24 protein-coding genes and 1 tRNA gene are annotated in these 23,365 nt (G+C 65.7%); 18 read left to right on the forward strand and 7 right to left on the reverse strand.

Features of this window, described 5'->3' with window-relative positions; all coding sequences use genetic code 11:
• Positions 1-3 precede the first annotated feature (3 nt).
• From E5S69_RS26915 to E5S69_RS26940, 6 genes are all read right to left on the reverse strand, one after another.
• Positions 4-981, reverse strand: a complete 978-nt coding sequence (locus E5S69_RS26915; RefSeq protein WP_171517512.1) for a UDP-2,3-diacylglucosamine diphosphatase — start codon at positions 979-981, stop codon at positions 4-6.
• Positions 982-1,100: 119 nt separating this feature from the next.
• Positions 1,101-2,081, reverse strand: coding sequence for an esterase/lipase family protein (locus E5S69_RS26920; protein ID WP_171517513.1), 981 nt, complete (start codon positions 2,079-2,081; stop codon positions 1,101-1,103).
• A complete protein-coding gene (locus tag E5S69_RS26925; RefSeq protein WP_171517514.1) occupies positions 2,078-2,617 on the reverse strand; it encodes an RDD family protein in 540 nt (179 codons plus the stop codon). The genes E5S69_RS26920 and E5S69_RS26925 overlap by 4 nt, the downstream gene beginning before the upstream one ends.
• Positions 2,618-2,731: 114 nt before the next feature.
• A complete protein-coding gene (locus E5S69_RS26930; protein WP_171517515.1) occupies positions 2,732-3,547 on the reverse strand; it encodes a DUF3106 domain-containing protein in 816 nt (271 codons plus the stop codon).
• Position 3,548: 1 nt separating this feature from the next.
• The gene (locus E5S69_RS26935) at positions 3,549-3,980 is read right to left on the reverse strand and encodes a DUF3619 family protein (RefSeq protein ID WP_171517516.1); all 432 of its coding nucleotides are present in this window, start codon (positions 3,978-3,980) and stop codon (positions 3,549-3,551) included.
• Complete coding sequence (locus E5S69_RS26940) at positions 3,977-4,546, reverse strand: RNA polymerase sigma factor (protein WP_171517517.1); 570 nt, start codon at positions 4,544-4,546, stop codon at positions 3,977-3,979. Before E5S69_RS26940 ends, E5S69_RS26935 begins: the two co-directional genes overlap by 4 nt.
• Before the next feature lie 379 nt (positions 4,547-4,925).
• Between E5S69_RS26940 and E5S69_RS26945 the strand changes: the two genes are divergently transcribed.
• From E5S69_RS26945 to E5S69_RS26975, 7 genes are all read left to right on the forward strand, one after another.
• On the forward strand, positions 4,926-6,689 hold the full coding sequence (locus E5S69_RS26945; RefSeq protein WP_171517518.1) for an acetolactate synthase 3 catalytic subunit: 1,764 nt from the start codon (positions 4,926-4,928) through the stop codon (positions 6,687-6,689).
• On the forward strand, positions 6,690-7,181 hold the full coding sequence (ilvN, locus tag E5S69_RS26950; RefSeq protein ID WP_010809144.1) for an acetolactate synthase small subunit: 492 nt from the start codon (positions 6,690-6,692) through the stop codon (positions 7,179-7,181).
• A 123-nt stretch (positions 7,182-7,304) separates the two neighbouring features.
• On the forward strand, positions 7,305-8,321 hold the full coding sequence (gene ilvC / locus E5S69_RS26955; RefSeq protein ID WP_171517519.1) for a ketol-acid reductoisomerase: 1,017 nt from the start codon (positions 7,305-7,307) through the stop codon (positions 8,319-8,321).
• Positions 8,322-8,570: 249 nt separating this feature from the next.
• A complete protein-coding gene (locus E5S69_RS26960; protein WP_171517520.1) occupies positions 8,571-9,221 on the forward strand; it encodes a phosphatidylserine decarboxylase in 651 nt (216 codons plus the stop codon).
• 25 nt (positions 9,222-9,246) lie between these two features.
• The gene (gene pssA, locus E5S69_RS26965) at positions 9,247-10,128 is read left to right on the forward strand and encodes a CDP-diacylglycerol--serine O-phosphatidyltransferase (RefSeq protein ID WP_171517521.1); all 882 of its coding nucleotides are present in this window, start codon (positions 9,247-9,249) and stop codon (positions 10,126-10,128) included.
• Positions 10,129-10,246: 118 nt separating this feature from the next.
• Positions 10,247-10,750, forward strand: coding sequence for a peptidoglycan-binding protein LysM (lysM, locus tag E5S69_RS26970; RefSeq protein ID WP_171517522.1), 504 nt, complete (start codon positions 10,247-10,249; stop codon positions 10,748-10,750).
• A 328-nt stretch (positions 10,751-11,078) separates the two neighbouring features.
• The gene (locus E5S69_RS26975; protein ID WP_171517523.1) at positions 11,079-12,620 is read left to right on the forward strand and encodes a 2-isopropylmalate synthase; all 1,542 of its coding nucleotides are present in this window, start codon (positions 11,079-11,081) and stop codon (positions 12,618-12,620) included.
• Positions 12,621-12,732: 112 nt separating this feature from the next.
• Here E5S69_RS26975 and E5S69_RS26980 read toward each other — a convergent pair whose 3' ends face one another.
• Positions 12,733-13,263 carry a hypothetical protein gene (locus tag E5S69_RS26980; protein ID WP_171517524.1) on the reverse strand — a complete coding sequence of 177 codons (531 nt, stop codon included), beginning with the start codon at positions 13,261-13,263 and terminating at the stop codon, positions 12,733-12,735.
• Positions 13,264-13,466: 203 nt separating this feature from the next.
• Here E5S69_RS26980 and E5S69_RS26985 point away from each other — a divergent pair, with 203 nt between their 5' ends.
• From E5S69_RS26985 to E5S69_RS27035, 11 genes are all read left to right on the forward strand, one after another.
• Positions 13,467-14,723: a branched-chain amino acid ABC transporter substrate-binding protein gene (locus tag E5S69_RS26985; RefSeq protein WP_171517525.1), complete on the forward strand. Its 1,257-nt coding sequence runs from the start codon at positions 13,467-13,469 to the stop codon at positions 14,721-14,723.
• 161 nt (positions 14,724-14,884) lie between these two features.
• Positions 14,885-15,154 carry a 30S ribosomal protein S15 gene (gene rpsO, locus E5S69_RS26990; RefSeq protein ID WP_010809136.1) on the forward strand — a complete coding sequence of 90 codons (270 nt, stop codon included), beginning with the start codon at positions 14,885-14,887 and terminating at the stop codon, positions 15,152-15,154.
• 442 nt (positions 15,155-15,596) lie between these two features.
• A complete protein-coding gene (pnp, locus tag E5S69_RS26995; RefSeq protein ID WP_171517526.1) occupies positions 15,597-17,768 on the forward strand; it encodes a polyribonucleotide nucleotidyltransferase in 2,172 nt (723 codons plus the stop codon).
• Positions 17,769-17,922: 154 nt separating this feature from the next.
• Positions 17,923-18,927 carry an NAD(P)H-quinone oxidoreductase gene (locus E5S69_RS27000; protein WP_171517527.1) on the forward strand — a complete coding sequence of 335 codons (1,005 nt, stop codon included), beginning with the start codon at positions 17,923-17,925 and terminating at the stop codon, positions 18,925-18,927.
• Positions 18,928-19,010: 83 nt separating this feature from the next.
• Positions 19,011-19,754: a triose-phosphate isomerase gene (gene tpiA, locus E5S69_RS27005; RefSeq protein ID WP_171517528.1), complete on the forward strand. Its 744-nt coding sequence runs from the start codon at positions 19,011-19,013 to the stop codon at positions 19,752-19,754.
• A 63-nt stretch (positions 19,755-19,817) separates the two neighbouring features.
• On the forward strand, positions 19,818-20,180 hold the full coding sequence (gene secG, locus E5S69_RS27010; protein WP_171517529.1) for a preprotein translocase subunit SecG: 363 nt from the start codon (positions 19,818-19,820) through the stop codon (positions 20,178-20,180).
• 187 nt (positions 20,181-20,367) lie between these two features.
• Positions 20,368-20,452: transfer RNA gene (locus E5S69_RS27015), tRNA-Leu, on the forward strand.
• 166 nt (positions 20,453-20,618) lie between these two features.
• Entirely contained in the window at positions 20,619-20,978 is a 360-nt protein-coding gene (locus tag E5S69_RS27020) for an NADH-quinone oxidoreductase subunit A (protein WP_012352330.1), read from the forward strand.
• Between the two features lie 6 nt (positions 20,979-20,984).
• Positions 20,985-21,467, forward strand: coding sequence for a NuoB/complex I 20 kDa subunit family protein (locus E5S69_RS27025; RefSeq protein WP_008643342.1), 483 nt, complete (start codon positions 20,985-20,987; stop codon positions 21,465-21,467).
• Between the two features lies 1 nt (position 21,468).
• A complete protein-coding gene (locus E5S69_RS27030) occupies positions 21,469-22,068 on the forward strand; it encodes an NADH-quinone oxidoreductase subunit C (RefSeq protein WP_171517530.1) in 600 nt (199 codons plus the stop codon).
• Between the two features lie 9 nt (positions 22,069-22,077).
• Complete coding sequence (locus E5S69_RS27035; protein WP_171517531.1) at positions 22,078-23,331, forward strand: NADH-quinone oxidoreductase subunit D; 1,254 nt, start codon at positions 22,078-22,080, stop codon at positions 23,329-23,331.
• Positions 23,332-23,365: the final 34 nt, after the last annotated feature.

Here is a 23,365-nt window from a genome sequence, read left to right on the forward strand (position 1 = left end):
GGGTCAGCCGGCCACGGCAGCACGGCGCCGGCGGCGCGTGGCCGACGCCGGTGCGTCCAGCAGCGTGGTCCAGTAGACGATCTTCAGTTCGCCTTCCAGGGTCTCGACCAGCGCCGACAGGCTCTCGACCCAGTCGCCGTCGTTGCAGTAAAGCTGGCCGTTGACCTCGCGGATCTCGGCCTTGTGGATATGGCCGCAGACCACGCCGTCGCAGCCGCGCCGGCGTGCCTCGTCCACCATCGCGCTTTCGAACGCGCCGATGTAGTTGACCGCGTTCTTGACCTGGTGCTTCAGGAATTGCGACAGCGACCAATACGGGAAGCCCAGGCGCGCACGCAGCCGGTTGAAGTGCCGGTTCAGCACGAGGATCATCGTGTACAGCGAATCGCCCAGGTAGGCCAGCCAGCGCGCGTGCTGCACCACGCCGTCGAACAGGTCGCCGTGCACCACCCACAGGCGGCGCCCGGTGGCGGTGACGTGCACCGCCTCTTCGCGCACGGTGATGTCGCCAAAGGCCATGCCGTCGAACTGGCGCGCGGCTTCGTCGTGGTTGCCGGGGACATAGATCACCTCGGTGCCCTTGCGCGCCTTGCGCAGCAGCTTCTGCACCACGTCGTTGTGGCTTTGCGGCCAGTACCAGCCGCGGCGCAGCTGCCAGCCGTCGATGATGTCGCCGACCAGGTAGAGCTGGTCGGATTCATTGTGCTTGAGGAAATCCAGCAGGTAATCGGCCTGGCAGCCGGGCGTGCCCAGGTGGATATCCGACAACCAGATTGCGCGGTAGCGCTGGATCGGGTGCGGCTCGGGCGGATAGGTTTCCTGCGCTTCGCGCGGCGGCGCCAGCGTGGCGCCATCGAGCACCGGCGCCATGAAGGCGGTCACCGGCGCGGCGGGGCCGCTGTCAGCGCTGCGGCGCAGCCATGGCGCCAGTTGCGAGGCCTTCGACAGATACCCGCGGGCAGATCGGATTGCTTGCACCATGCCAGTCCCGGTTGCGGCGATGGCTGCATTCAGCCAGCCCGCGATGACGGCACCGTGACGGAAACATGACTGACATATGAATCGTTGCGGCGGCGGGACAGGGCAGGCGGCCGGCCGGCTCAGCGGCCACGCGCAGACAACTCGGCCAGCGCGTCGAGCACGGCCCGCACCGCGGCGGGATGGCGCAGCAGTGACACATGGCCGATGCCGGACAGCGCGATATACCCGGCACCGTCGAGCCAGCCGGTGCAAGGCGGCCCGGCAATCGAGTCATGCCAGCTGAAGATCGACACCATGCGGGCGCGCAGGCGTGGGGTTTCGGCCGCTGCCAGCGCGCGCAGCCAGGGACTGCCGCAGCGCATCTGGCGCGCATTATGGCCGCCGCCAAAGCGCGCCAGCGCGCTGCCGTGGTGAGGGCTGCCTAGCGTCACCACGCCGGCGCAGGCGTCTTCGTCGCCGGCCAGCCGCAGCGCGGCGCGCGCGGCCAGGCCGCCCATGCTGTGGCAGAGCAGCAGCGGCGCGCGCCCGCTTTCCGCGCGGATACGCCGCATCGAGGCCAGCAGCGCACGCGCGTAGTCGTCGATGTCGCCGAACACGGGTTCCAGGTCGATCCCCTGGCAGCGGTAGCCGGCGGCCGCCAGCGCCGGCTGCATGTCGAGCCAGATGGCCTGGCCGCAGGCGTAGCCATGGACCAGCAGCACCGGCGGGGCATCGCGTCCGGGCGCGGCATCCACGGCCGGGACGAAGGACGCCCTCGCGCGGAACGGCTGCAGCCAGTCGAACATACGCAGCACGGCCAGGCATTCGGCTGCGTAGCAGCGCAACGCCTCCGCCAGCTTCAGCGGCCTGCGGGTGGCGGCAAGTGCAACGGGCGGCGCGGGCGGGTGATTGCCGCGTCCGACCCACAGGCCGCGCCCGCTCAACCCGAAGGCGATGGCAATGCCGATGGCGAAGCCGCCCAGGATCAGCCCGGCACCGGCGGCGAGCGCGCCGGGCCACGGCCAGGCGGCCGCGCGCACCAGCGCCGCGGCAATGCCTAGCGCTGCGGCCGCCTGCAAGGTCACCGCGACGCGGCGGATGCCGGCGGCCCCCAGGCTCATGGCTTGCCGCGCAGGTCCGTCAGCCGCGTGCCGGCCAGCCGGTCATGCAGGAACTGGCGGCGCGGATCCAGCCATGCCAGCAGGATCCAGACCAGCAGGCCAGCGCCCAGCACGCCGACGAACGGGCCTTTCACCAGCCCCAGCAGATGGCCGAGCGCGGCCGATGGCGGCAGCCACAGCCACGCCAGCACGTAGCGCAGGGCCGCCTGGGGCCAGCGCGGCGGCACGCCCGCGGAGTTTTCGACGCGCATGCGCCAGGTCTGCATCGCCAGGGTCTGGCCGTTGCGCTGCCAGAACCAGGTGAAATACCACCCCATCACCAGGAAGCTCCATAGCTGGATCGCCAGCGCTCCATCCATGCCAAGCTTCTGCAGCAGCGGCCGCACCAGCAAATAGGCCGCGGTCGATGCGCTCAGCACGCCAAACAGCAGCACGCCTTCGTAAAGCATGCAGGCGATGCGGCGGCGCAGCGGCGGCGCGGCCGGCACGGTGGCAGCTGTGGCGGGGGGCTTGGGTTTGAGTGTGGCGGCGGGCATGGAAGGCGATGGGGACGGGCGCCGGCGCGCGGCCTTGGGTGCCGATGCGGTGGCGGGGCCGGCCTGGCTTCGCTGGCCGGCGTGAGACCGCCATTATGCCAAATGGCGTGGAAATTACTGGCGCACGGTGGCGTCAGAAGCGGCCGCAGCCGCTTCGGTGGCGACCTCGGCTGCCTGCGGCGCAACCGGCGCCGCGCTCGCGGGAAGTGCGGGGGTGGCGGCAGAAGGGGCGGTCGGGGCGGCAGGCCCGGAAGCGGCGGCCATGGCAGCCGACGACGCGGCCGGTTGCGCCTGCGCCTCGCTGGCCGGCTTGCCGGTGGCGCGGCCGCCGTGGCCCGTGGCAGCGGTTGTCCTGGGCTCGCGGTGGAGCTGGCGGCTGGTGTCGCTGGGCAGGCGCTTGCCGCTGGGCAGCGCGCTGACAGCGCCGGGGCGGCGCGGCACGCGGTCGGCGGCGGCCAGTTTCTTTTTCTGCTCTTCAGGCAGCTGCTGATACCTGTCCCAGGCCTCGGCCTTTTTCTCGGCCGGCAACGTGCGGGTGATCTGGTAGTTTTCGCGCGCCAGCCGGCGTTGCTGCGGGGTCATCCTGACCCACTCCGCCATGCGCGCCTGCAGCCGTGCCTGTTCGGCCGGCGAGTACTTCGGATAGCGCGCGGCGATGCGCAGCCACTTGTGGCGGTTCAGTTCCGGCAGGCTGTCCCACAGCGGCTGCAGCGGCGCGAGGATGCGCTGGTTGACGGGGCTCAGGTCGGCCCAGGCCGGCTTGGCACTGGCAGTCTGGGCGGGCTGCGCCACGGCGGGGCCGGTCGCCGCGGAAGCGCCCTGGGCCTGCGCCACGGCGGGCAGCAACGCCCAGCAGGCGGCCGCGCTGGCGCCGGCCAGCAATGCTGCCAGCCGGCGCATGGCGTCGGGACGGAAGATCGCGCGCGCCATGCTATTGACCGCGCTTGAGGAACACGTGGAAGCCCTCGTCGGCGTAGGCCGTGGGCGGCAGGTCGTCGAGCAGCATGGCGGCGTCGATATCGGCCAGTTCCTCGATGCGCTTCTGCTCCTGCCAGTGGTAGATGCCCGTCAGGCCGGCGGCCAGTGCCACCAACGTCCACACCAGGCCAAGGCGCCGCAGCCACGCGCCGGCGCGGTGCAGCGGCGAGGCGTCGTCGTCGAACATCGGTGCGTGCGCGCCCGGCATGGCCAATTGCGGCACCAGCACAGGCGCCTCGGCCTTCTTGCGGGCGACCGCCATCCGGCGCGCGGCGGCGAGCCGTTCGGAAATATCGGCCGGCAATGCGTCGGCGCCGGCATCCAGTGCCGCCCGGACCTCATGGGCAAACCGGCGTTCGCGGATTTCTTTGTCGTTTCTGCTCATAGTCGGACTCCCCGCGCGCGCAGGGCCTGCGCAAGTGTATGCGTGGCACGGGAACAGTGCGTCTTGACGCTGCCTTCGGAACAGCCCATCACGGCGGCGGTTTCGGCGACGTCCATATCTTCCCAGTAACGCATCAGGAACGCCTGGCGTTGACGCGTGGGCAGGCGCTGGATTTCCTGCTCGATGATGTGCATGGTCTGGGCGCGCTCGACGTGGTCGGCGCTGCTTTCGGCCGATGCCGAGCCGGCCTGTGCCTCGAGCGTCTCGAGCAGGTCGTTGTCGTCGCCGCCGTCACGGTCGTCGCGCAGGCTGGAAAACAGCGAGACCCAGGTATTGCGCACTTTCTGGCGTCGAAACCAGTCGTGGATGGTGTTCTGCAGGATGCGCTGGAACAGCGGCGCCAGTTCCGCGGCACCCTTGTCACCATACTTCTCGGCCAGCTTGATCATGGCGTCCTGGACGATGTCCAGCGCGGCCTCGTCGTCGCGGACGGCGAACACGGCCTGCTTGAAGGCGCGCCGCTCGACGCTGGCAAGAAAAGCGGACAGTTCCTGGTCGGTGGCCATTCAGGCGGTTGGGGCTTGTTGCTGCGGGACAAATGCCCGGTTCTGGTGAATGTGCTGCCTAGGGCGCGTGCATGCCCAATGTGCTGCGATGCTAGCAAAATTTCGCCGCGCTGTACCGTTTTGTATGGCGTGACATACATGGCAGTGCGGAAAACTTTTTTCAGGAATCCGGGGAACTTGGCAGCGCCACAGGCGTAAACAATCGTAGACCGCGCTGGTGCATTGCAGTATCATCGACGGTTCACACGACATCAGTGGTTGTCTCATCCGGCCGCTTATGAGGCGGTCTTCCATGCAGACGCGCACCGCTTGAACCCGAGCCACAAGTTCGGCAGAGAGCATCCAAACAATTTTTTGCCGAAAATTGCAAAGGACTGAAATGAACATGCCCAGCGCGGAATTCTCCCACGCCGATAGCAATTCATCTGCCGCACCCGAAATGATCGGGGCGGAAATTCTCGTTCACGCACTTGCCGAAGAAGGCGTCGAGTACGTCTGGGGCTACCCCGGCGGCGCAGTGCTGTACATCTACGACGAGCTCCACAAGCAAACCAAGTTCGAGCACATCCTGGTGCGCCACGAGCAGGCCGCGGTCCATGCCGCGGATGGCTACGCACGCGCAACCGGCAAGGTGGGTGTCGCCCTGGTGACCTCCGGTCCCGGTGTGACCAATGCCGTCACCGGCATTGCCACCGCGTACCTCGACTCGATCCCGATGGTGGTCATCACCGGCAACGTGCCGACCCACGCCATTGGCCAGGACGCCTTCCAGGAGTGCGACACCGTCGGCATCACCCGCCCGATCGTCAAGCACAACTTCCTGGTGAAGGACGTGCGCGATCTTGCCGCGACCATCAAGAAGGCATTCTTCATTGCCGCGACCGGCCGTCCCGGCCCGGTGGTGGTGGACATCCCCAAGGATGTCTCGCGCAATGCCTGCAAGTACGAGTACCCCAAGTCGATCGACATGCGCTCGTACAACCCGGTCAACAAGGGCCACTCGGGCCAGATCCGCAAGGCGGTGGCGCTGCTGCAGAATGCCGAGCGCCCGTACATCTACAGCGGCGGCGGCGTGGTGCTGGCCAATGCCAGCGACGAGCTGCGCCAGCTGGCGGCGCTGACCGGCCACCCGGTGACCAACACGCTGATGGGCCTGGGCGCGTTCCCCGGCACCAGCAAGCAGTTCGTCGGCATGCTCGGCATGCACGGCACGTATGAAGCCAACATGGCCATGCAGAACTGCGACGTGCTGATCGCCATCGGCGCCCGCTTCGACGACCGCGTGATCGGCAACCCGTCGCACTTCACCTCGCAGGCGCGCAAGATCATCCATATCGACATCGACCCGTCGTCGATTTCCAAGCGCGTCAAGGTCGACATCCCCATCGTCGGCAACGTCAAGGACGTGCTGCAGGAACTGATCGCCCAGATCAAGGCCAGCGACATCAAGCCCAAGCGCGAGGCGCTCGCCAGGTGGTGGGAGCAGATCGAGCAATGGCGTTCGGTGGACTGCCTCAAGTACGACCGCAGCTCCGAGATCATCAAGCCCCAATACGTGGTGGAAAAGATCTGGGAACTGACCAAGGGCGACGCCTTCATCTGCTCCGACGTCGGCCAGCACCAGATGTGGGCCGCGCAGTTCTACAAGTTCAACGAGCCGCGCCGCTGGATCAACTCCGGCGGCCTGGGCACGATGGGCGTGGGCCTGCCGTACGCAATGGGCATCAAGAAGGCGTTCCCGGAGAAAGAGGTGGTCACCATCACCGGCGAGGGCTCGATCCAGATGTGCATCCAGGAGCTGTCGACCTGCCTGCAGTACGACACCCCGGTGAAGATCTGCTCGCTGAACAACGGCTACCTCGGCATGGTGCGCCAGTGGCAGGAGATCGAGTACGACAACCGCTACTCGCATTCCTACATGGACGCGCTGCCTGATTTCGTCAAGCTGGCCGAGGCCTATGGCCACGTCGGCATGCGCGTCGAGAAAAGCGCGGACGTCGAGCCGGCGCTGCGCGAGGCCTTCCGCCTGAAGGACCGTACCGTGTTCCTGGACTTCCAGACCGATCCCACCGAAAACGTCTGGCCGATGGTCCAGGCCGGCAAGGGCATTTCCGAAATGCTGCTCGGCGCGGAGGACCTGTAAATGCGACACATCATTTCGGTCCTGCTGGAAAACGAACCGGGCGCGCTGTCGCGCGTGGTGGGCCTGTTCTCGGCCCGCGGCTATAACATCGAGACGCTGACCGTGGCACCCACCGAGGATGCCTCGCTGTCGCGCATGACCATCGTCACCTCCGGCTCGGACGACGTGATCGAACAGATCACCAAGCACCTGAACCGGCTGGTGGAGGTGGTCAAGGTGGTCGACCTGACCGAAGGCGCGCACATCGAACGCGAGCTGATGCTCGTCAAGGTGCGCGCGGTGGGCAAGGAGCGCGAGGAAATGAAGCGCACCGCCGACATCTTCCGCGGCCGCATCATCGATGTCACCGAGAAGACCTACACCATCGAGCTGACCGGCAACGGCGTGAAGCTCGATGCGTTCCTGGACGCGATCGACCGCACCGCCATCCTGGAGACCGTCCGTACCGGCGGCTCGGGCATCGGCCGCGGCGAACGCATCCTGAAGGTCTGAACGGCTCCCGGCTCACGGCAACGGCTTCACGCAGTATCCCCGGGGCGGCGCGATCCGGGCGCACACGATGCGCCCGAGGATGCCGTCCCTCTCATACAAAAGACAGAGATTGAAGGAATCATCATGAAAGTGTTTTACGACAAGGACGCCGACCTCTCCCTGATCAAGGGCAAGAACGTCACCATCATCGGCTATGGCTCGCAGGGCCATGCCCACGCGCTGAACCTGAAGGACTCGGGCGTCAACGTGACGGTCGGCCTGCGCAAGAGCGGCGCGTCGTGGAACAAGGCCGTCAACGCCGGCCTGCAGGTCAAGGAAGTGGCCGAGGCCGTCAAGAACGCCGACGTGGTCATGATCCTGCTGCCGGACGAGCAGATCGCCGATGTGTACAAGAACGAAGTGCACGCCAACATCAAGGAAGGCGCCGCGCTGGCCTTCGCCCACGGCTTCAACGTGCACTACGGTGCCGTGATCCCGCGCGCCGACCTCGACGTGATCATGATCGCGCCGAAGGCCCCGGGCCACACCGTGCGCGCCACCTACACGCAAGGTGGCGGCGTGCCGCACCTGATCGCCGTGCACCAGAACAAGTCCGGCGCCGCCCGTGACATCGCACTGTCGTACGCCACCGCCAACGGCGGCGGCCGTGCCGGCATCATCGAGACCAATTTCCGCGAAGAAACCGAAACCGACCTGTTCGGCGAGCAGGCCGTGCTGTGCGGCGGTACCGTCGAGCTGATCAAGGCTGGCTTCGAGACCCTGGTGGAAGCCGGCTACGCTCCGGAAATGGCCTACTTCGAGTGCCTGCACGAGCTCAAGCTGATCGTCGACCTGATCTACGAAGGCGGCATCGCCAACATGAACTACTCGATCTCCAATAACGCCGAATATGGTGAGTACGTCACCGGCCCGCGCGTGGTGACCGAGGAGACCAAGAAGGCGATGCAGCAGTGCCTGAAGGACATCCAGACCGGCGAATACGCCAAGAGCTTCCTGCTGGAAAACAAGGCCGGTGCCCCGACGCTGATCTCGCGTCGTCGCCTGAACGCCGAGCACCAGATCGAAGTGGTCGGCGAGAAGCTGCGTGCGATGATGCCGTGGATTGCCAAGAACAAGATGGTCGACCAGTCGAAGAACTAAGCAGACACGCTGTCTGATGGCCCGCGCCGCACGGCGGCGGGCCGAAGCCGTTCAGCGTTCCGTGCCTTGCCCTTCTATCATCGGAAGGGGATTGCCGGGACCTGAACGGCTTTTTGTTATCCTTGTCGAACTTTTTGGGCAAGGCGTGCCGGATGCTGCTCCTGCGGCGGCTGCCTGGCACGCGCGGCACATGCGTGCCCGCAGCCATGCCGCCTTGCCTTGGCCTGACTTCACCGAAACACGTACTGCATGAACTATCCTCATCCGCTGATCGCCCGTGAAGGCTGGCCGTTCCTGGCCGGCGCCTTTGTCATTTCGCTGCTGGTGCATGCCAGCGCGGGCTTCTGGTGGGCGCTGCCGCTGTGGATCATCACGATATTCGTGCTGCAGTTCTTCCGCGATCCGCCGCGTCCGATCCCGTCGCAGCCCAATGCCGTGCTGGCCCCGGCCGACGGCCGCATCGTCGTGGTCGAGAAGACGATGGACCCGTACGCCAATCGCGAGGCGCTGAAGATCAGCGTCTTCATGAACGTCTTCAACGTGCACTCGAACCGCGTCTCGGTCGACGGCGCGGTGGAGAAGGTCGAGTACTTTCCCGGCAAGTTTGTCAATGCCGACCTGGACAAGGCATCGACCGAGAACGAGCGCAACGCGGTGCTGATCCGGCGCGCGGCCGACGGCCAGTTGGTCACGCTGGTGCAGGTGGCAGGCCTGGTGGCCCGCCGCATCCTGTGCTACACCAAGGCCGGCGACAACCTTTCGCGCGGCCAGCGCTACGGCTTTATCCGCTTCGGCTCGCGTGTCGACGTGTACCTGCCGCTCGACGCGCGCCCGCGCGTGACCATCGGCGAGAAGGTGTCGGCCTCGTCGACGGTCCTCGCCGAACTCGACGTGCTGTGAGCGGCGGCCTGACCGGAGGACTGTGATGGTTGCCTTCCATCGACGTAACAAGCGCAGCAACAGCGGCAACGTGACCCACTTGCGGCCGTTCCGCCACAACCAGTTGCGCGGCGCCGACGACGACTTCGACGACGAAGCCGCCGACGACCAGGACATCGTCTACCAGCGCCCGCGCCGGCGCGGCATCTACCTGCTGCCTAATGCCTTCACCACCGCGGCGCTGTTTGCCGGCTTCTTCGCCATCGTGCAGGCGATGAACATGCGCTTCGATGCCGCGGCCATCGCCATCTTCGCGGCGATGGTGCTGGATGGCATGGACGGGCGCGTGGCGCGCATCACCAACACGCAAAGCGCGTTCGGCGAGCAATATGACTCGCTGTCGGACATGACTTCATTCGGCGTGGCGCCGGCTTTGGTGATGTACGAATGGATCCTGCATGACCTGGGCAAGTGGGGCTGGATCGCAGCCTTTGTCTATTGCACCTGTGCGGCATTGCGGCTTGCGCGCTTCAACGCCAATATCGGCGTCGTCGACAAGCGCTTCTTCCAGGGCCTGCCGAGTCCGGCCGCGGCGGCGCTGGTGGCCGGCTTCGTCTGGCTGGTGATCGACAACAAGCTGCCGGTCAAGGAGCTGTGGATGCCGTGGGTGGCGTTCGGCATCACGCTGTACGCGGGACTGTCGATGGTGTCCAACGCGCCGTTCTACAGCGGCAAGGCGCTCGACGTGCGCTACCGCGTGCCGTTCGGCATGATGGTGCTGGTCCTGGTGCTGTTTGTGGTGGTCTCGACCGATCCGCCGGTGGCGCTGTTCGGGCTGTTCGTGGCCTACGCCATTTCCGGCTATGTGCTGTGGGGCTGGCGGGCCATCCACGGCAAGCCGGCGATCGAAAAGAAGCCGCGCGAATAGGTGGCAGAAGGGCGCTCAGGCGCCCTTCATGCATTGCGGCGTTCACCATTGTTTTCATGCCGCGGCCATCGGGCTGTGGCACTCTGCAGTGTTTTCCACCCACCGTCAGGAGGATGTCATGGGCATGTTCGACTTCATCAAGGAAGCGGGAGAAAAGCTGTTCGGTACCGGCGAGGCCAAGGCCGCGCAGGCGGCCGCCGCCGCGGATGCATCGGCGGAGAAGGTCGATGCCGCCAATCGCGCCGCGGGCGATGCGATCGAGGCGTATATCAAGAAGATGGGGCTGGACGCCACCGGGCTGATGGTGCAGGTCGACGGCTCGCAGGGTCTGGTCACCGTATTCGGCGTGGCGCCCGACCAGGCCACGCGCGAGAAGATCATCCTGTGCGCCGGCAATGTCGAGGGTGTGGACAAGGTCGAGGACAAGATGTCGGTCAATGTCGAGTCCGCGGAATCCGGCTGGCACACCGTGGTCAAGGGCGACACGCTGTGGGCAATCGCGCAGGCGGCTTACGGCAACGGCGCCGACTACAACAAGATCTTCGAGGCCAACAAGCCCATGCTGAGCCACCCGGACAAGATCTATCCGGGCCAGAAGCTGCGCATCCCGCCCAAGGGCTGAGGCAACGGCTGGCGGCGCGTGCGGCAAAACCCCGTGTTGCACGCGCCCGCCAAGTCAGCTATAGTCGCAGCCATGATTTCGCGCCAAGTCCTAATCGCCCGCACCACCCTAGGTGGCCTACTAGGCCATCAGGTCGGGACGCGCGCGCGCTAAGGACGGACTTACCCCTTAGCGCGAAATCCGCAAGGAATTTTTCCAACGCCCCGGCCTGCACCATGCACGCCGGGGCGTTTTGCATTCCACAGCCGTGGAGCGCGGAACAGGCGGTAAAGCCCCGGACGCAGCATGCCGGGGACAGCACACGACAAGCAATCAGGAGCTCCACACCATGTCTGACAAACTCATCATTTTCGACACCACCTTGCGTGACGGCGAGCAGTCGCCCGGCGCCTCGATGACCCGCGAGGAAAAGATCCGCATCGCGCGCCAGCTGGAACGCCTGAAGGTCGATGTGATTGAGGCCGGTTTCGCGGCGAGCTCCAATGGCGATTTCGAGGCGATCCGCTCGATCGCGCAGGTGGTCAAGGACTCCACCATCTGCTCGCTGGCGCGCGCCAACGACAAGGACATTGCCCGCGCCGCCGAGGCGCTCAAGCCGGCCAACTCGTTCCGCATCCACACCTTCATCGCCACCTCCGCGCTGCACATGGAGAAGAAGCTGCGCATGACGCCGGACGAGGTGTACCAGCAGGCGCGCCTGGCGGTGCGCTTCGCGCGCCAGTTCACCGACGATATCGAGTTCTCGCCGGAAGACGGCAGCCGCTCCGACATGGACTTCCTGTGCCGCGTGCTCGAAGGCGTGATCGCCGAGGGCGCGACCACCATCAACCTGCCCGATACCGTCGGCTATGCCGTGCCGGAAGGCTATGCCGAGCTGATCCGCTCGGTGCGCGAGCGCATCCCCAACTCGGACAAGGCGGTCTGGTCGGTGCACTGCCATAACGACCTGGGCATGGCGGTGGCCAACTCGCTGGCCGCGGTCAAGATGGCCGGTGCGCGCCAGATCGAATGCACCATCAACGGCCTCGGCGAGCGCGCCGGCAACACCAGCCTTGAAGAAGTCGTGATGGCGGTGAAGACCCGCCGCGACTACTTCAACCTGGACCTCGGCATCGACACCACGCAGATCGTGCCGGCGTCGAAGCTGGTGTCGCAGATCACCGGTTTCGCGGTGCAGCCGAACAAGGCCGTGGTTGGCGCCAATGCCTTTGCGCATGCCTCGGGCATCCACCAGGATGGCGTGCTCAAGGCGCGCGACACCTACGAGATCATGCGCGCGGAAGACGTGGGCTGGACCGCCAACAAGATCGTGCTGGGCAAGCTGTCGGGCCGCAATGCTTTCAAGCAGCGCCTGCAGGAACTCGGCATCGAGCTCGAGAGCGAAGCCGAAGTCAACGCCGCCTTCACCCGCTTCAAGGAACTGGCCGACCAGAAGGCCGAGATCTTCGACGAGGACATCGTCGCCATCGTCTCGAACGAGGCCCAGCACGACGCCAACGAGCACTTCCGCTTTATCTCGCTGTCGCAGCGCTCGGAAACCGGCGAGCGTCCGCACGCGCGCGTGGTGTTCAGCATGGACGGCCAGGAGCAGAGCGGCGAAGGCGAGGGCAATGGCCCGGTCGACGCCACCCTGCATGCGATCGAGTCGCGCGTGGCCAGCGGTGCCGAAATGGTGCTGTATTCGGTCAACGCCATCACCGGGGGCACCGAGGCGCAGGGTGAAGTCACGGTGCGCCTGACCAAGGCCGGCCGCATCGTCAACGGCGTCGGCACTGACCCGGATATTGTCGCCGCGTCGGCCAAGGCCTACCTGGCCGCGCTGAACAAGCTGCACGACAAGGCCGTGCAGAAGATCAATCCGCAGATCTGACCCAGGCCTCTGCGCAGACGGCGGAAGGCCTATCCGGCCCGAACGTACGGACCAGGCCCGCCATTCCCGACCCGGGGATGGCGGGCTTTTTCATGGCCTCAAGGGCGGCGCGTCAGAAAAAACGCCGCTCGTCGGGATCGTAGAGCGGGTCGGGCGTGATCTGGGTCCGGCGCAGCACGCCGGCGTCGTCGAAATAGAAGTGGAACAGCGACGGCCACACGTCTTCGTGGCGGAAGCGGTAGGACCAGACCTCGTTGCGCATGCGCGGGTAGTAGCTGACCGGCAGCCGCGTCATGCCGAAATGCTCGGCCACGTCGCGCTTGGTCCAGGTGTTGACTTGCGCCTGGTACAGCTCGGGTGTTGCCAGCATGTTGCGGAACGCGGTCAGGTTGCCGTTGCGGTCGAAATCCGCGCCATAGGCATACTGGCCCATGGGCTGCTTCGAGTAAATCCAGCGCGAGGTGCCGTCGCGCAGCTGGAACACATCGGTGGGCGGCCCGAACATGGCTTGCACTGCCGCCTGCGGCTGGCCCACCAGCCTGCTACCTTCCTGCACCGGCATCAGCGTGGAGCAGGCGGCAAGCATGGCGACGCATAGCGCCAGCCCCAGGCGGCGGGTGGCCCTGGCGATGAGGGAATTCATGGCAAAACCTCGGTAGGTGCAGTGGTTCCGTATATCGCAAGTGTAGTGCGGCACCGGTGTTGTGTGCGCCGGGCGCAGCTTTTGTGCGGATCGCGCGATAACGCGTCCGGATCTGCATGGAATGGAGCCGAAGGACCCGCGGAGGGCGCATTTGCCCGTAACGGGACGCTGCCGTACTATCCTGCGCTTTCCAGGAGAGACGAATGACGGTTGGGGCGCGGTGGCGGGGATGGCTGGGCGGGTTATTGCTGGCGGCAGCGGCGGGCGCATCGGCGCAGGAGCCGATCCGGCTGGGCATGATCGACGGCCTGTCCGGTCCCTTCGCCAATGCCGGCGAAGCGGTGGTGCGCAACCTGCGCCTGGCGATCGAGCGCATCAATGCGCGCGGCGGCGTCAAGACCGCCGAGGGGACGCGCCCGCTGGAACTGGTCACTTTCGACAGCAAGGGCAATGTCGACGAAAGCCTGATCCAGCTGCGCGCCCTGACCGACAAGCGCATTCCGTTCGTCCTGCAAGGCAACAGCTCGGCGGTGGCCGGTGCGCTGGTGTCGGCGATCAACCGCCATAACACGCGCCAGCCCGATGCGCGCGTGCTGTTCCTGAACTATTCGGCGGTCGATCCGAGCCTGACCAACGAGAACTGCAGCTTCTGGCACTTTCGCTTCGACGCCAGCGCCGACATGCGCATGCAGGCGCTGACCGAGGTGATCCGCCACGACCAGGGCGTGCGCAAGGTCTACCTGATCGACCAGGACTACAGCTTCGGCCACCAGGTGGCGCGCTCGGCGCGCGAGATGCTGGGCGCGCGCCGTCCCGACATCCAGATCGTTGGCGACGAGTTCCACCCCATCGGCAAGATCAAGGATTTTGCGCCCTACATTGCCAAGATCAAGGCCAGCGGCGCCGACGCGGTCATCACCGGCAACTGGGGCAATGACCTGACACTGATGGTCAAGGCCGCGCGCGAGGGCGGGCTGCAGGCCAAGTTCTATACCTTCTACGGCAACGGCCTGGGCGCGCCGGCGGCGATGGGCGATGCCGGCGTGGGGCGCGTGCTGGCGGTGGCAGAGTGGCATCCGAACGTGGGCGGGACGGCTTCCGATGCGTTCTATCAGGAGTTCCGGGCGCGCTATCCGGAACCAAAGGACGACTACGTCCACCTGCGCATGCAGATGATGGTCGAGATGCTGGCGCGCGCGATCACGCAGGCTGGATCCACCGACGCAGTGAAGGTGGCGTGCGCGCTGGAGAACATGCGCTACGTCAACGACTTCCATGAGGCCACCGTGCGCGCCGACGACCACCAGGTGCTGCAGCCGCTGTACGTGTCGGTGATGGAGCGCCAGGGCGGGGCCGTGCGCTTCGACAACGAGGGCTCCGGCTATGGCTTCCGCACCGTGCGCAAGCTCAAGGCAGCGCAGACCACGCTGCCCACCACCTGCCGCATGGAGCGTCCCTGAGCGGTGCGGCGCCCGGGTACTCCTGTCGCGGCTTTTCGGCTATAATCCGCCGCTGTCGTGATCTGGCCATCGGCCGGGTGACGGCAGTAGCCAGTCATCAGATGGCACGACGCATGCGGCGCATCCCGCGCTGTGGCGTTCGCAAGTGAAAGGAAATCATCATGGCAGTCGCCGATATCAACAAGTCCGAAGTCATCAAGCAGTTCGCACGTGGCGCCAACGACACTGGCAGCCCCGAAGTGCAAGTGGCCCTGCTGACCACCCGCATCAACGAACTGACCCCGCACTTCAAGGCCAACATGAAGGACCACCACAGCCGCCGCGGCCTGCTGCGCATGGTGAGCCGCCGTCGCCGCCTGCTGGACTACCTCAAGTCCAACGATGCCGACCGTTACCGCGCCCTGATCGAAAAGCTGGGCCTGCGCAAGTAAGGTTGCGTCCGATGGCAGCGCGATTCCAGCGTTTGCACGGTTTCGCGTGAGGCCTCGATGCCTGCTTCAGCATTGCTGGGCAGGCATTTTGCATTTCTGGCGGGGCGCGAACCGCCTCTCCCGGCGGTGCGGGCCGACCATGGAGTGATTTTCGCTTCATGCTGCCCGGCCATTGCGATGGCCCGGGCGCCCGTTGCGGCAAGCTTCGCAACGGAGTAAGTTGTTCTTTTTCAAACACCCCGGATCGGGCAAGGAAACAGGGCTTTGTGTCATTCCAGCGCGGCATCGGCAACGCCGGTGCCGCGCTGGAATGGCATAGCACTTCCCTGCGACCGCGACCGGCAACCCGGCAGTTTGCCTGCGGCTGAGAACGCAGGCGTCGTTGGCCGCGCACGTGTCATTGCGTGAATTGCGCGGCCAGCACGCAAGTCAAGGAATGCACATGTCCATGTTCAACAAGGTCGTCAAGGAATTCCAGTGGGGCCAGCACACGGTCCGCATGGAAACCGGCGAAATCGCCCGCCAGGCCGGCGGTGCCGTGCTGGTCGATGTGGAAGACACCGTGGTGCTGGCGACCGTGGTCGCCGCCAAGAACCCGAAGCCGGGCCAGGACTTCTTCCCGCTGACCGTCGACTACATCGAGAAGACCTACGCCGCCGGCAAGATCCCCGGCGGCTTCTTCAAGCGTGAAGGCCGTCCGTCGGAAAACGAGACCCTGACCTCGCGCCTGATCGACCGTCCGCTGCGCCCGCTGTTCCCGGAAGGCTTCTACAACGAAGTGCAGGTGGTGGTGCACGTGGTGTCGCTGAACCCGGAAGTGCCCGCCGACATCCCCGCGCTGATCGGCGCATCGGCCGCGCTGGCCGTGTCGGGCATCCCGTTCAGTGGCCCGGTGGGCGCCGCGCGCGTCGGCTACAAGGATGGCCAGTACCTGCTCAACCCGACCCGCCCGCAGCTCGCCACGTCGGACCTGGACCTGATCGTCGCCGGCACCGAGCGCGCCGTGCTGATGGTGGAATCGGAGGCCAACCAGCTGTCCGAGGACGTGATGCTGGGCGCCGTGGTCTATGGCCACGAGCAGATGCAGATCGCCATCAACGCCATCCATGAACTGGTGCGCGAAGGCGGCAAGCCGGAGTGGGACTGGGCCCCGGCCGCCAAGAACGAGCCGCTGATCGCCAAGGTCACTGAAGTCGCGCTGCCGCTGCTGCAGGAAGCCTACCAGCTGCGCCAGAAGTCGGCGCGCAGCCAGAAGCTGAAGGAAGTGTCGGCCAAGGTGGCGGCCGCGCTGGCCGAAGCCGGCGTGGAAGCCGACAAGGTGGAAGTCGGCAACATCATGTTCGACCTGGAAGCCAAGATCGTGCGTGGCCAGGTGCTGGCAGGCGAGCCGCGTATCGACGGCCGCGACACCCGCACGGTGCGCCCGATCGAGATCCGCTCGTCGGTGCTGCCGCGCGCGCACGGCTCGGCACTGTTCACCCGTGGCGAGACGCAGGCGCTGGTGGTGGCCACGCTGGGCACCAAGAGCGACGAGCAGATCATCGACGCGCTGGCCGGCGAATACCGCGACCGCTTCATGCTCCACTACAACATGCCCCCGTTCGCCACCGGTGAAACCGGCCGCGTGGGCAGCCCCAAGCGCCGCGAAATCGGCCACGGCCGCCTGGCCAAGCGCGCACTGATCCCGGTGCTGCCGAAGGACGATGAATTCGCCTACACCATCCGCCTGGTTTCGGAAATCACCGAGTCCAACGGCTCGTCGTCGATGGCTTCGGTCTGCGGCGGCTGCCTGGCGCTGATGGACGCCGGCGTTCCGGTGAAGGCGCACGTGGCCGGCGTGGCCATGGGCCTGATCCTGGAAGGCAACAAGTTTGCGGTGCTGACCGACATCCTGGGCGACGAAGACCACCTCGGCGACATGGATTTCAAGGTAGCCGGCACCGACAACGGCATCACCGCCCTGCAGATGGACATCAAGGTCCAGGGCATCACCAAGGAAATCATGCAGGTGGCGCTGGCGCAGGCCAAGGAAGGCCGTCTGCATATCCTGGCGAACATGCAGGAAGCGATGGGCCACGCCCGCACCGAACTGTCGGCGCACGCGCCGCGCATGATCACCATGAAGATCCATCCGGACAAGATCCGCGAAGTGATCGGCAAGGGCGGCTCGACCATCCAGGCGCTGACCAAGGAAACCGGCACCACCATCGACATCCAGGAAGACGGCACCATCACCATCGCGTCGACCTCGACCGATGGCATGGCAGAAGCCAAGCGCCGCATCGAGGGCATCACCGCGGAAGCCGAAGTGGGCAAGATCTACGCCGGCACCGTGCTGAAGCTGCTGGACTTCGGCGCCATCGTCAACATCCTGCCGGGCAAGGACGGCCTGCTGCACATCTCGGAAATCGTCAACGAGCGTGTCAAGGACATCAAGGACTGGCTGAAGGAAGGCCAGCAGGTCCGCGTCAAGCTGATCCAGGCCGACGAGAAGGGCCGCCTGCGCCTGTCGCTGAAGGCCGCGCTGGCGGAAGAGGGCGGCAGCATCAGCCCGATCAACGCTGGCGAGAGCGCCGCGCCGGCAGCACCGGCCGGTAGTTCGGAACAGCAGTAACACCACGGGCAGTTCTGCCCGCCGGCGCCTCCGGTTGGGGGCGCCACCGCAAAACGGCTGGACCATGTCCAGCCGTTTTTTTGTTTACACTGCCGGGCAACCCAATCGAGCGCAGGCTCACACCGACCCAGACAGAAGACAAGGAGCAGCAAGCATGCAAGCCATCGAGATCCGCGAATACGGCGCCCCCGAAGTCCTCCAGCTGACCGAGCGTCCCGACCCGGTGCCGGGCGCAGGCGAAGTCCTGATCCGCGTGGCTGCCGCCGGCGTCAACCGTCCGGACGTATTCCAGCGCACCGGCAACTACCCGGTGCCGGCGGGCGCTTCGGACCTGCCCGGCCTGGAAGTGGCCGGTGTCGTGGTGGGCGGCGACCTCGGCCATGCCGACAACCGCTTTAGCCTCAAGGTGGGCGACCGTGTCTGCGCGCTGGTGCAGGGCGGCGGCTACGCGCAGCTGTGCACCGCGCCGCTGGCGCAGGTCCTGCCCGCGCCGCAAGGCCTGAGCGATATCGAGGCCGCGGCGCTGCCGGAGACGTTCTTCACCGTGTGGAGCAATGTGTTCGACCGCGGCTACCTGGGCCAGGGTCCGCGCGGCAAGGACGAGACCCTGCTGATCCAGGGTGGCTCCAGCGGCATTGGCACCACCGCGATCCAGATCGCCAAGGCGCTCGGCTACAAGGTGTTCGTCACCGCCGGCACCGATGACAAGTGCAAGGCCTGCGAAGACCTCGGCGCCGATCGCGCCATCAACTACAAGACCCAGGACTTCGTCGCCGAGGTTGCCGCGCTGACCGGCGGCAAGGGCGTCGACGTGATCCTCGACATGGTGGCCGGCCCGTACCTGGCGCGCGAACTCAAATGCATTGCCGACGATGGCCGCATTGTCATCATCGCGCTGCTGGGCGGCGCCAAGGCCGAGATTCCGCTAGGCGACATCCTGCGCCGGCGCATTACGGTGACCGGCTCCACGCTGCGTCCGCGCCCGGCGTCGTTCAAGGGCAAGATTGCCGCGGCGCTGCACGAACAGGTGTGGCCGCTGCTGGCCGCCGGCAAGATCAAGCCGGTGATCCACCAGGTGTTCCCGGCCGCGCAGGCGGCCGAGGCACACCGGCTGATGGAGTCCAGCGAGCATATTGGCAAGATCGTGCTGACCTGGTAAGCGGCCCGCCGCCAGCGGGCGGCGGTAGCGCCTTGCCCCTGCCACACGCTACAATAGCGGGTTTGATTTGGGAGGGGCACCTCGTGAGACAAAAGCTCGTCATCGGCAATTGGAAGATGCACGGCAGCCTTGCTGCCAACGCGGCGCTGCTGGAAGGCATCCAGGCTGGCGCTGGTGTGACCGGCGCGACGCTGGCGGTCTGCGCGCCGTTCCCCTATCTTGCACAATGCCAGGCGCTGCTGCAGGGCTCCAAAGTGGCCTGGGGTGCACAAGACGTCTCAGCGGAAGCGCGCGGGGCCTTCACCGGTGAAGTGGCTGCGTCGATGCTGGGCGAGTTTGGCTGCACCTATGCACTGGTCGGCCACTCCGAGCGCCGCACTTACCATGGCGAAACCGACCAGACCGTTGCGGCCAAGGCACTGCGTGCGCTCGAGTTCGGCATCGTCCCGGTGGTTTGCGTGGGCGAGACGCTGGCCCAGCGCGAGGCGGGCGAGACCGAAGCCGTGGTCGGCAGGCAGCTGCAGGCGGTGCTGGACGCGCTGACCGTGGAGCAGCTGGGTCGCGTGGTGCTGGCCTATGAGCCGGTCTGGGCGATCGGTACCGGCAAGACCGCCACCAGCGCGCAGGCTCAGGCGGTGCATGCCTTCCTGCGTGGCCAGGTGGCCGCGCGCGATGCCGGCGTGGCCGAACGCATGGCGATTTTGTATGGCGGCAGCGTCAAGCCCGACAATGCGGCCGAACTGTTTTCGATGACCGATATCGACGGGGGCCTGATTGGCGGCGCCTCGCTGAAGTCGGAAGATTTTCTCGCGATCGGCAACGCCTGAATGCCGGCCGTCCCGATCGACCGATCAGGCAAGTAACCAGCCAGTAAGGCTTATTTAAATCAAATGGCAATCTTCAAGACTTTGTTGGTGGTGCTGCAGGTGTTGTCGGCGCTGGGCGTAATTGGCCTGGTGCTGATCCAGCATGGCAAGGGCGCCGATGTGGGCGCGGCCTTCGGCTCGGGCGCCTCGGGCAGCCTGTTCGGCGCTACCGGCTCGGCAAACTTCCTGTCGCGCACCACCGCCGTGCTGGCCACGCTGTTCTTTGTCTGCACGCTAGCGCTGACGCTGCTGGGCAATTACAAGCCCGCCGCGTCGCTGGGCGTGATGGGCGCCGCGCCGGCATCGGCGCCCGCCGTGGCCGGTGCTTCGACGCCTGCCGCAGCCGCGGATGCGTCGGCGCCGGCAGCCCCCGCCGTACCGAAATAATCCGATTGCCTTGCGGCGGATTCCTGAGTTTTTTTGCAGTTGTGCGTTGAACAAAGCAAGAAATTTGGGTTAGAATGCAAGGCTTGAAACGATTCCCCAGCGAGGGGTTCCGAGCAAAGACGAAAGCCTCTGCAACGGACCTGAAGGGCCTGAAAACCCGGCGCCAGGCAATATTGTTTCTCCCCCAGCCGACGTGGTGAAATTGGTAGACACGCTATCTTGAGGGGGTAGTGGCGAAAGCTGTGCGAGTTCGAGTCTCGCCGTCGGCACCAAACAACTTGATCGGAGTCCCTGGCCGGGCAATGCACCCGCGCATGGGGCTCCGGCAGTCCGCAAGGCGGCGCGCCATGATTCTCGTGGCTTAGCGCCTGGGGTGGGCAACAGGACGCCGCTTCAGCTGGTGCTGTTGACAACATTCCAGATAAGGCTGGCCGTACCTTGAATCTCGAAGCCTACTTCCCCGTTCTCATCTTCATCATTTTCGGTGTCGTGCTTGGCGTGGCGCTGATGTCGATCGGTCGGATCCTCGGTCCGAACAAGCCCGATCCCGCGAAGCTGTCGCCGTACGAGTGCGGCTTCGAAGCGTTCGAGGACGCGCGCATGAAGTTCGACGTGCGCTACTACCTCATCGCCATCCTGTTTATCCTGTTCGATCTCGAAACCGCCTTCCTGTTTCCGTGGGGTGTTGCCCTGAAGGATATCGGCTGGCCGGGTTTCATCGCCATGGGCGTGTTTCTGCTGGAATTCATCGTGGGCTTCGTCTACATCTGGAAAAAGGGCGCGCTCGATTGGGAGTGATGTGAAATGGCAATCGAAGGCGTTCTCAATGAAGGCTTTGTCACGACTACCGCTGACAAGCTGATCAACTGGACCCGCACCGGGTCGCTGTGGCCGATGACCTTCGGCCTGGCCTGCTGTGCCGTGGAAATGATGCATGCCGGCGCCGCGCGCTACGACATGGACCGCTTCGGCGTGATCTTCCGCCCGTCGCCGCGCCAGTCCGACGTGATGATCGTGGCCGGCACGCTGTGCAACAAGATGGCCCCCGCGCTGCGCAAGGTCTACGACCAGATGGCGGAACCGCGCTGGGTGATCTCGATGGGCTCGTGCGCCAACGGCGGTGGCTACTACCACTATTCGTATTCGGTGGTGCGTGGCTGCGACCGCATCGTGCCGGTGGATATCTACGTGCCGGGCTGCCCGCCGACGGCCGAGGCGCTGATCTACGGCGTGATCCAGCTGCAGAACAAGATCAAGCGTACCAACACCATCGCGCGCAAGGGCTGAAATGGCGAAGCTCGATACCCTCAAGGCCGCGCTCGAGAAAGCTCTCGGCAAGCGCGTGCAGAAACTGGTCGAGGCGACCGGCGAACTGACGCTGATCGTCAAGGCCGACGACTACCTGGAAGTGGCGCAGATCCTGCGCGACGATCCGTCGCTGCGCTTCGAGCAGCTGATCGACCTGTGCGGCGTCGATTATTCCGAATACGGCGATGGCGCCTGGGACGGCCTGCGCTTTGCCGCGGTCTCGCAACTGCTGTCCATTACGCACAACTGGCGCCTGCGCCTGCGCGCGTTTGCGCCGCAGGACGATTTCCCGGTGCTGCCGTCGCTGATCAACGTGTGGAACGGGGTCAACTGGTTCGAGCGCGAAGCCTTCGATTTCTACGGCATCGTGTTCGACGGCCATCCCGACCTGCGCCGCATCCTGACCGACTACGGTTTCGTCGGCCATCCGTTCCGCAAGGACTTCCCGGTTTCCGGCTTTGTCGAGATGCGCTACGACCCCGAACAGAAGCGGGTCATCTACCAGCCGGTCACGATCGAGCCGCGCGAACTCACGCCGCGCGTGATCCGCGAGGACAAGTACGGCGGTGTGGAGTACTGAGAACGCGTCATGGCAGATATCAAGAATTACACCCTGAACTTCGGCCCGCAGCACCCGGCCGCGCACGGCGTGCTGCGCCTGGTGCTGGAGCTGGACGGCGAAGTGATCCAGCGCGCCGACCCGCATATCGGCCTGCTGCACCGTGCCACCGAGAAGCTGGCCGAGCAGAAGACCTGGATCCAGAGCGTGCCGTACATGGACCGCCTCGACTACGTGTCGATGATGGTCAACGAGCACGCCTACGTGATGGCGATCGAGCGGCTGCTGGGCCTCGAGGTGCCGGTGCGCGCGCAGTACATCCGCGTGATGTTCGACGAGATCACCCGCCTGCTGAACCACCTGATGTGGATCGGCTCGCATGCGCTCGACGTGGGCGCGATGGCGGTGTTCCTGTACGCCTTCCGCGAACGCGAGGACATGTTCGACATGTACGAGGCGGTGTCGGGCGCGCGCATGCACGCGGCCTACTACCGCCCGGGCGGCGTGTACCGCGACCTGCCTGACACGATGCCGCAATATCGCGCGTCCAAGGTACACAACGAGCGCGCCATCAAGGCCATGAACGAGGCGCGTTCGGGCTCGCTGCTGGATTTCATCGAGGACTTCACCAACCGGTTCCCGAAGTACGTCGACGAGTACGAGACGCTGCTGACCGACAACCGGATCTGGAAGCAACGCCTGGTGGACATCGGCGTGGTCAGCCCGGAACGCGCGCTGCAGATGGGCTTTACCGGCCCGATGCTACGCGGCTCGGGCATTGCATGGGACCTGCGCAAGAAGCAGCCGTACGAGGTCTACGACAAGCTGGACTTCGACGTGCCGGTGGGCGTGGGCGGCGACTGCTACGCGCGCTACCTGGTGCGCGTGGAAGAGATGCGCCAGTCCAACCGGATCATCCGGCAGTGCGTGGAATGGCTGCGCCGCAACCCGGGCCCGGTGATCACCGAGAACCACAAGGTGGCGCCGCCCTCGCGCGTCGAGATGAAGTCCAACATGGAAGAACTGATCCACCACTTCAAGCTCTTCACCGAAGGCATGCACGTGCCCGAAGGCGAAGCGTACGCAGCGGTGGAGCACCCGAAGGGCGAGTTCGGCATCTACGCGATCTCGGACGGCGCGAACAAGCCGTACCGCCTGAAGATCCGTGCGCCTGGCTTCCCGCACCTGGCCGCGCTCGACGAAATGGCCAAGGGACACATGATTGCTGACGCGGTAACGATCATCGGCACGCAAGACATCGTCTTCGGCGAGATCGACCGCTAATCACGGACCGCCGGCCCGGACGACGATCCGGGCG

Source organism: Cupriavidus necator (assembly GCF_013141915.1).
Lineage (GTDB): Bacteria > Pseudomonadota > Gammaproteobacteria > Burkholderiales > Burkholderiaceae > Cupriavidus > Cupriavidus necator_B.

Excerpts from the sequence above, each read along its gene's own strand:
- E5S69_RS26915 (WP_171517512.1), bottom strand. The coding sequence starts at position 981 with ATGGTGCAAGCAATCCGATCTGCCCGCGGGTATCTGTCGAAGGCCTCG.
- E5S69_RS26920 (WP_171517513.1), bottom strand. The coding sequence starts at position 2,081 with ATGAGCCTGGGGGCCGCCGGCATCCGCCGCGTCGCGGTGACCTTGCAG.
- E5S69_RS26925 (WP_171517514.1), bottom strand. The coding sequence starts at position 2,617 with ATGCCCGCCGCCACACTCAAACCCAAGCCCCCCGCCACAGCTGCCACC.
- E5S69_RS26930 (WP_171517515.1), bottom strand. The coding sequence starts at position 3,547 with ATGGCGCGCGCGATCTTCCGTCCCGACGCCATGCGCCGGCTGGCAGCA.
- E5S69_RS26935 (WP_171517516.1), bottom strand. The coding sequence starts at position 3,980 with ATGAGCAGAAACGACAAAGAAATCCGCGAACGCCGGTTTGCCCATGAG.
- E5S69_RS26940 (WP_171517517.1), bottom strand. The coding sequence starts at position 4,546 with ATGGCCACCGACCAGGAACTGTCCGCTTTTCTTGCCAGCGTCGAGCGG.
- E5S69_RS26945 (WP_171517518.1), top strand. The coding sequence starts at position 4,926 with ATGAACATGCCCAGCGCGGAATTCTCCCACGCCGATAGCAATTCATCT.
- ilvN (WP_010809144.1), top strand. The coding sequence starts at position 6,690 with ATGCGACACATCATTTCGGTCCTGCTGGAAAACGAACCGGGCGCGCTG.
- ilvC (WP_171517519.1), top strand. The coding sequence starts at position 7,305 with ATGAAAGTGTTTTACGACAAGGACGCCGACCTCTCCCTGATCAAGGGC.
- E5S69_RS26960 (WP_171517520.1), top strand. The coding sequence starts at position 8,571 with ATGAACTATCCTCATCCGCTGATCGCCCGTGAAGGCTGGCCGTTCCTG.
- pssA (WP_171517521.1), top strand. The coding sequence starts at position 9,247 with ATGGTTGCCTTCCATCGACGTAACAAGCGCAGCAACAGCGGCAACGTG.
- lysM (WP_171517522.1), top strand. The coding sequence starts at position 10,247 with ATGGGCATGTTCGACTTCATCAAGGAAGCGGGAGAAAAGCTGTTCGGT.
- E5S69_RS26975 (WP_171517523.1), top strand. The coding sequence starts at position 11,079 with ATGTCTGACAAACTCATCATTTTCGACACCACCTTGCGTGACGGCGAG.
- E5S69_RS26980 (WP_171517524.1), bottom strand. The coding sequence starts at position 13,263 with ATGAATTCCCTCATCGCCAGGGCCACCCGCCGCCTGGGGCTGGCGCTA.
- E5S69_RS26985 (WP_171517525.1), top strand. The coding sequence starts at position 13,467 with ATGACGGTTGGGGCGCGGTGGCGGGGATGGCTGGGCGGGTTATTGCTG.
- rpsO (WP_010809136.1), top strand. The coding sequence starts at position 14,885 with ATGGCAGTCGCCGATATCAACAAGTCCGAAGTCATCAAGCAGTTCGCA.
- pnp (WP_171517526.1), top strand. The coding sequence starts at position 15,597 with ATGTCCATGTTCAACAAGGTCGTCAAGGAATTCCAGTGGGGCCAGCAC.
- E5S69_RS27000 (WP_171517527.1), top strand. The coding sequence starts at position 17,923 with ATGCAAGCCATCGAGATCCGCGAATACGGCGCCCCCGAAGTCCTCCAG.
- secG (WP_171517529.1), top strand. The coding sequence starts at position 19,818 with ATGGCAATCTTCAAGACTTTGTTGGTGGTGCTGCAGGTGTTGTCGGCG.
- E5S69_RS27025 (WP_008643342.1), top strand. The coding sequence starts at position 20,985 with ATGGCAATCGAAGGCGTTCTCAATGAAGGCTTTGTCACGACTACCGCT.
- E5S69_RS27030 (WP_171517530.1), top strand. The coding sequence starts at position 21,469 with ATGGCGAAGCTCGATACCCTCAAGGCCGCGCTCGAGAAAGCTCTCGGC.
- E5S69_RS27035 (WP_171517531.1), top strand. The coding sequence starts at position 22,078 with ATGGCAGATATCAAGAATTACACCCTGAACTTCGGCCCGCAGCACCCG.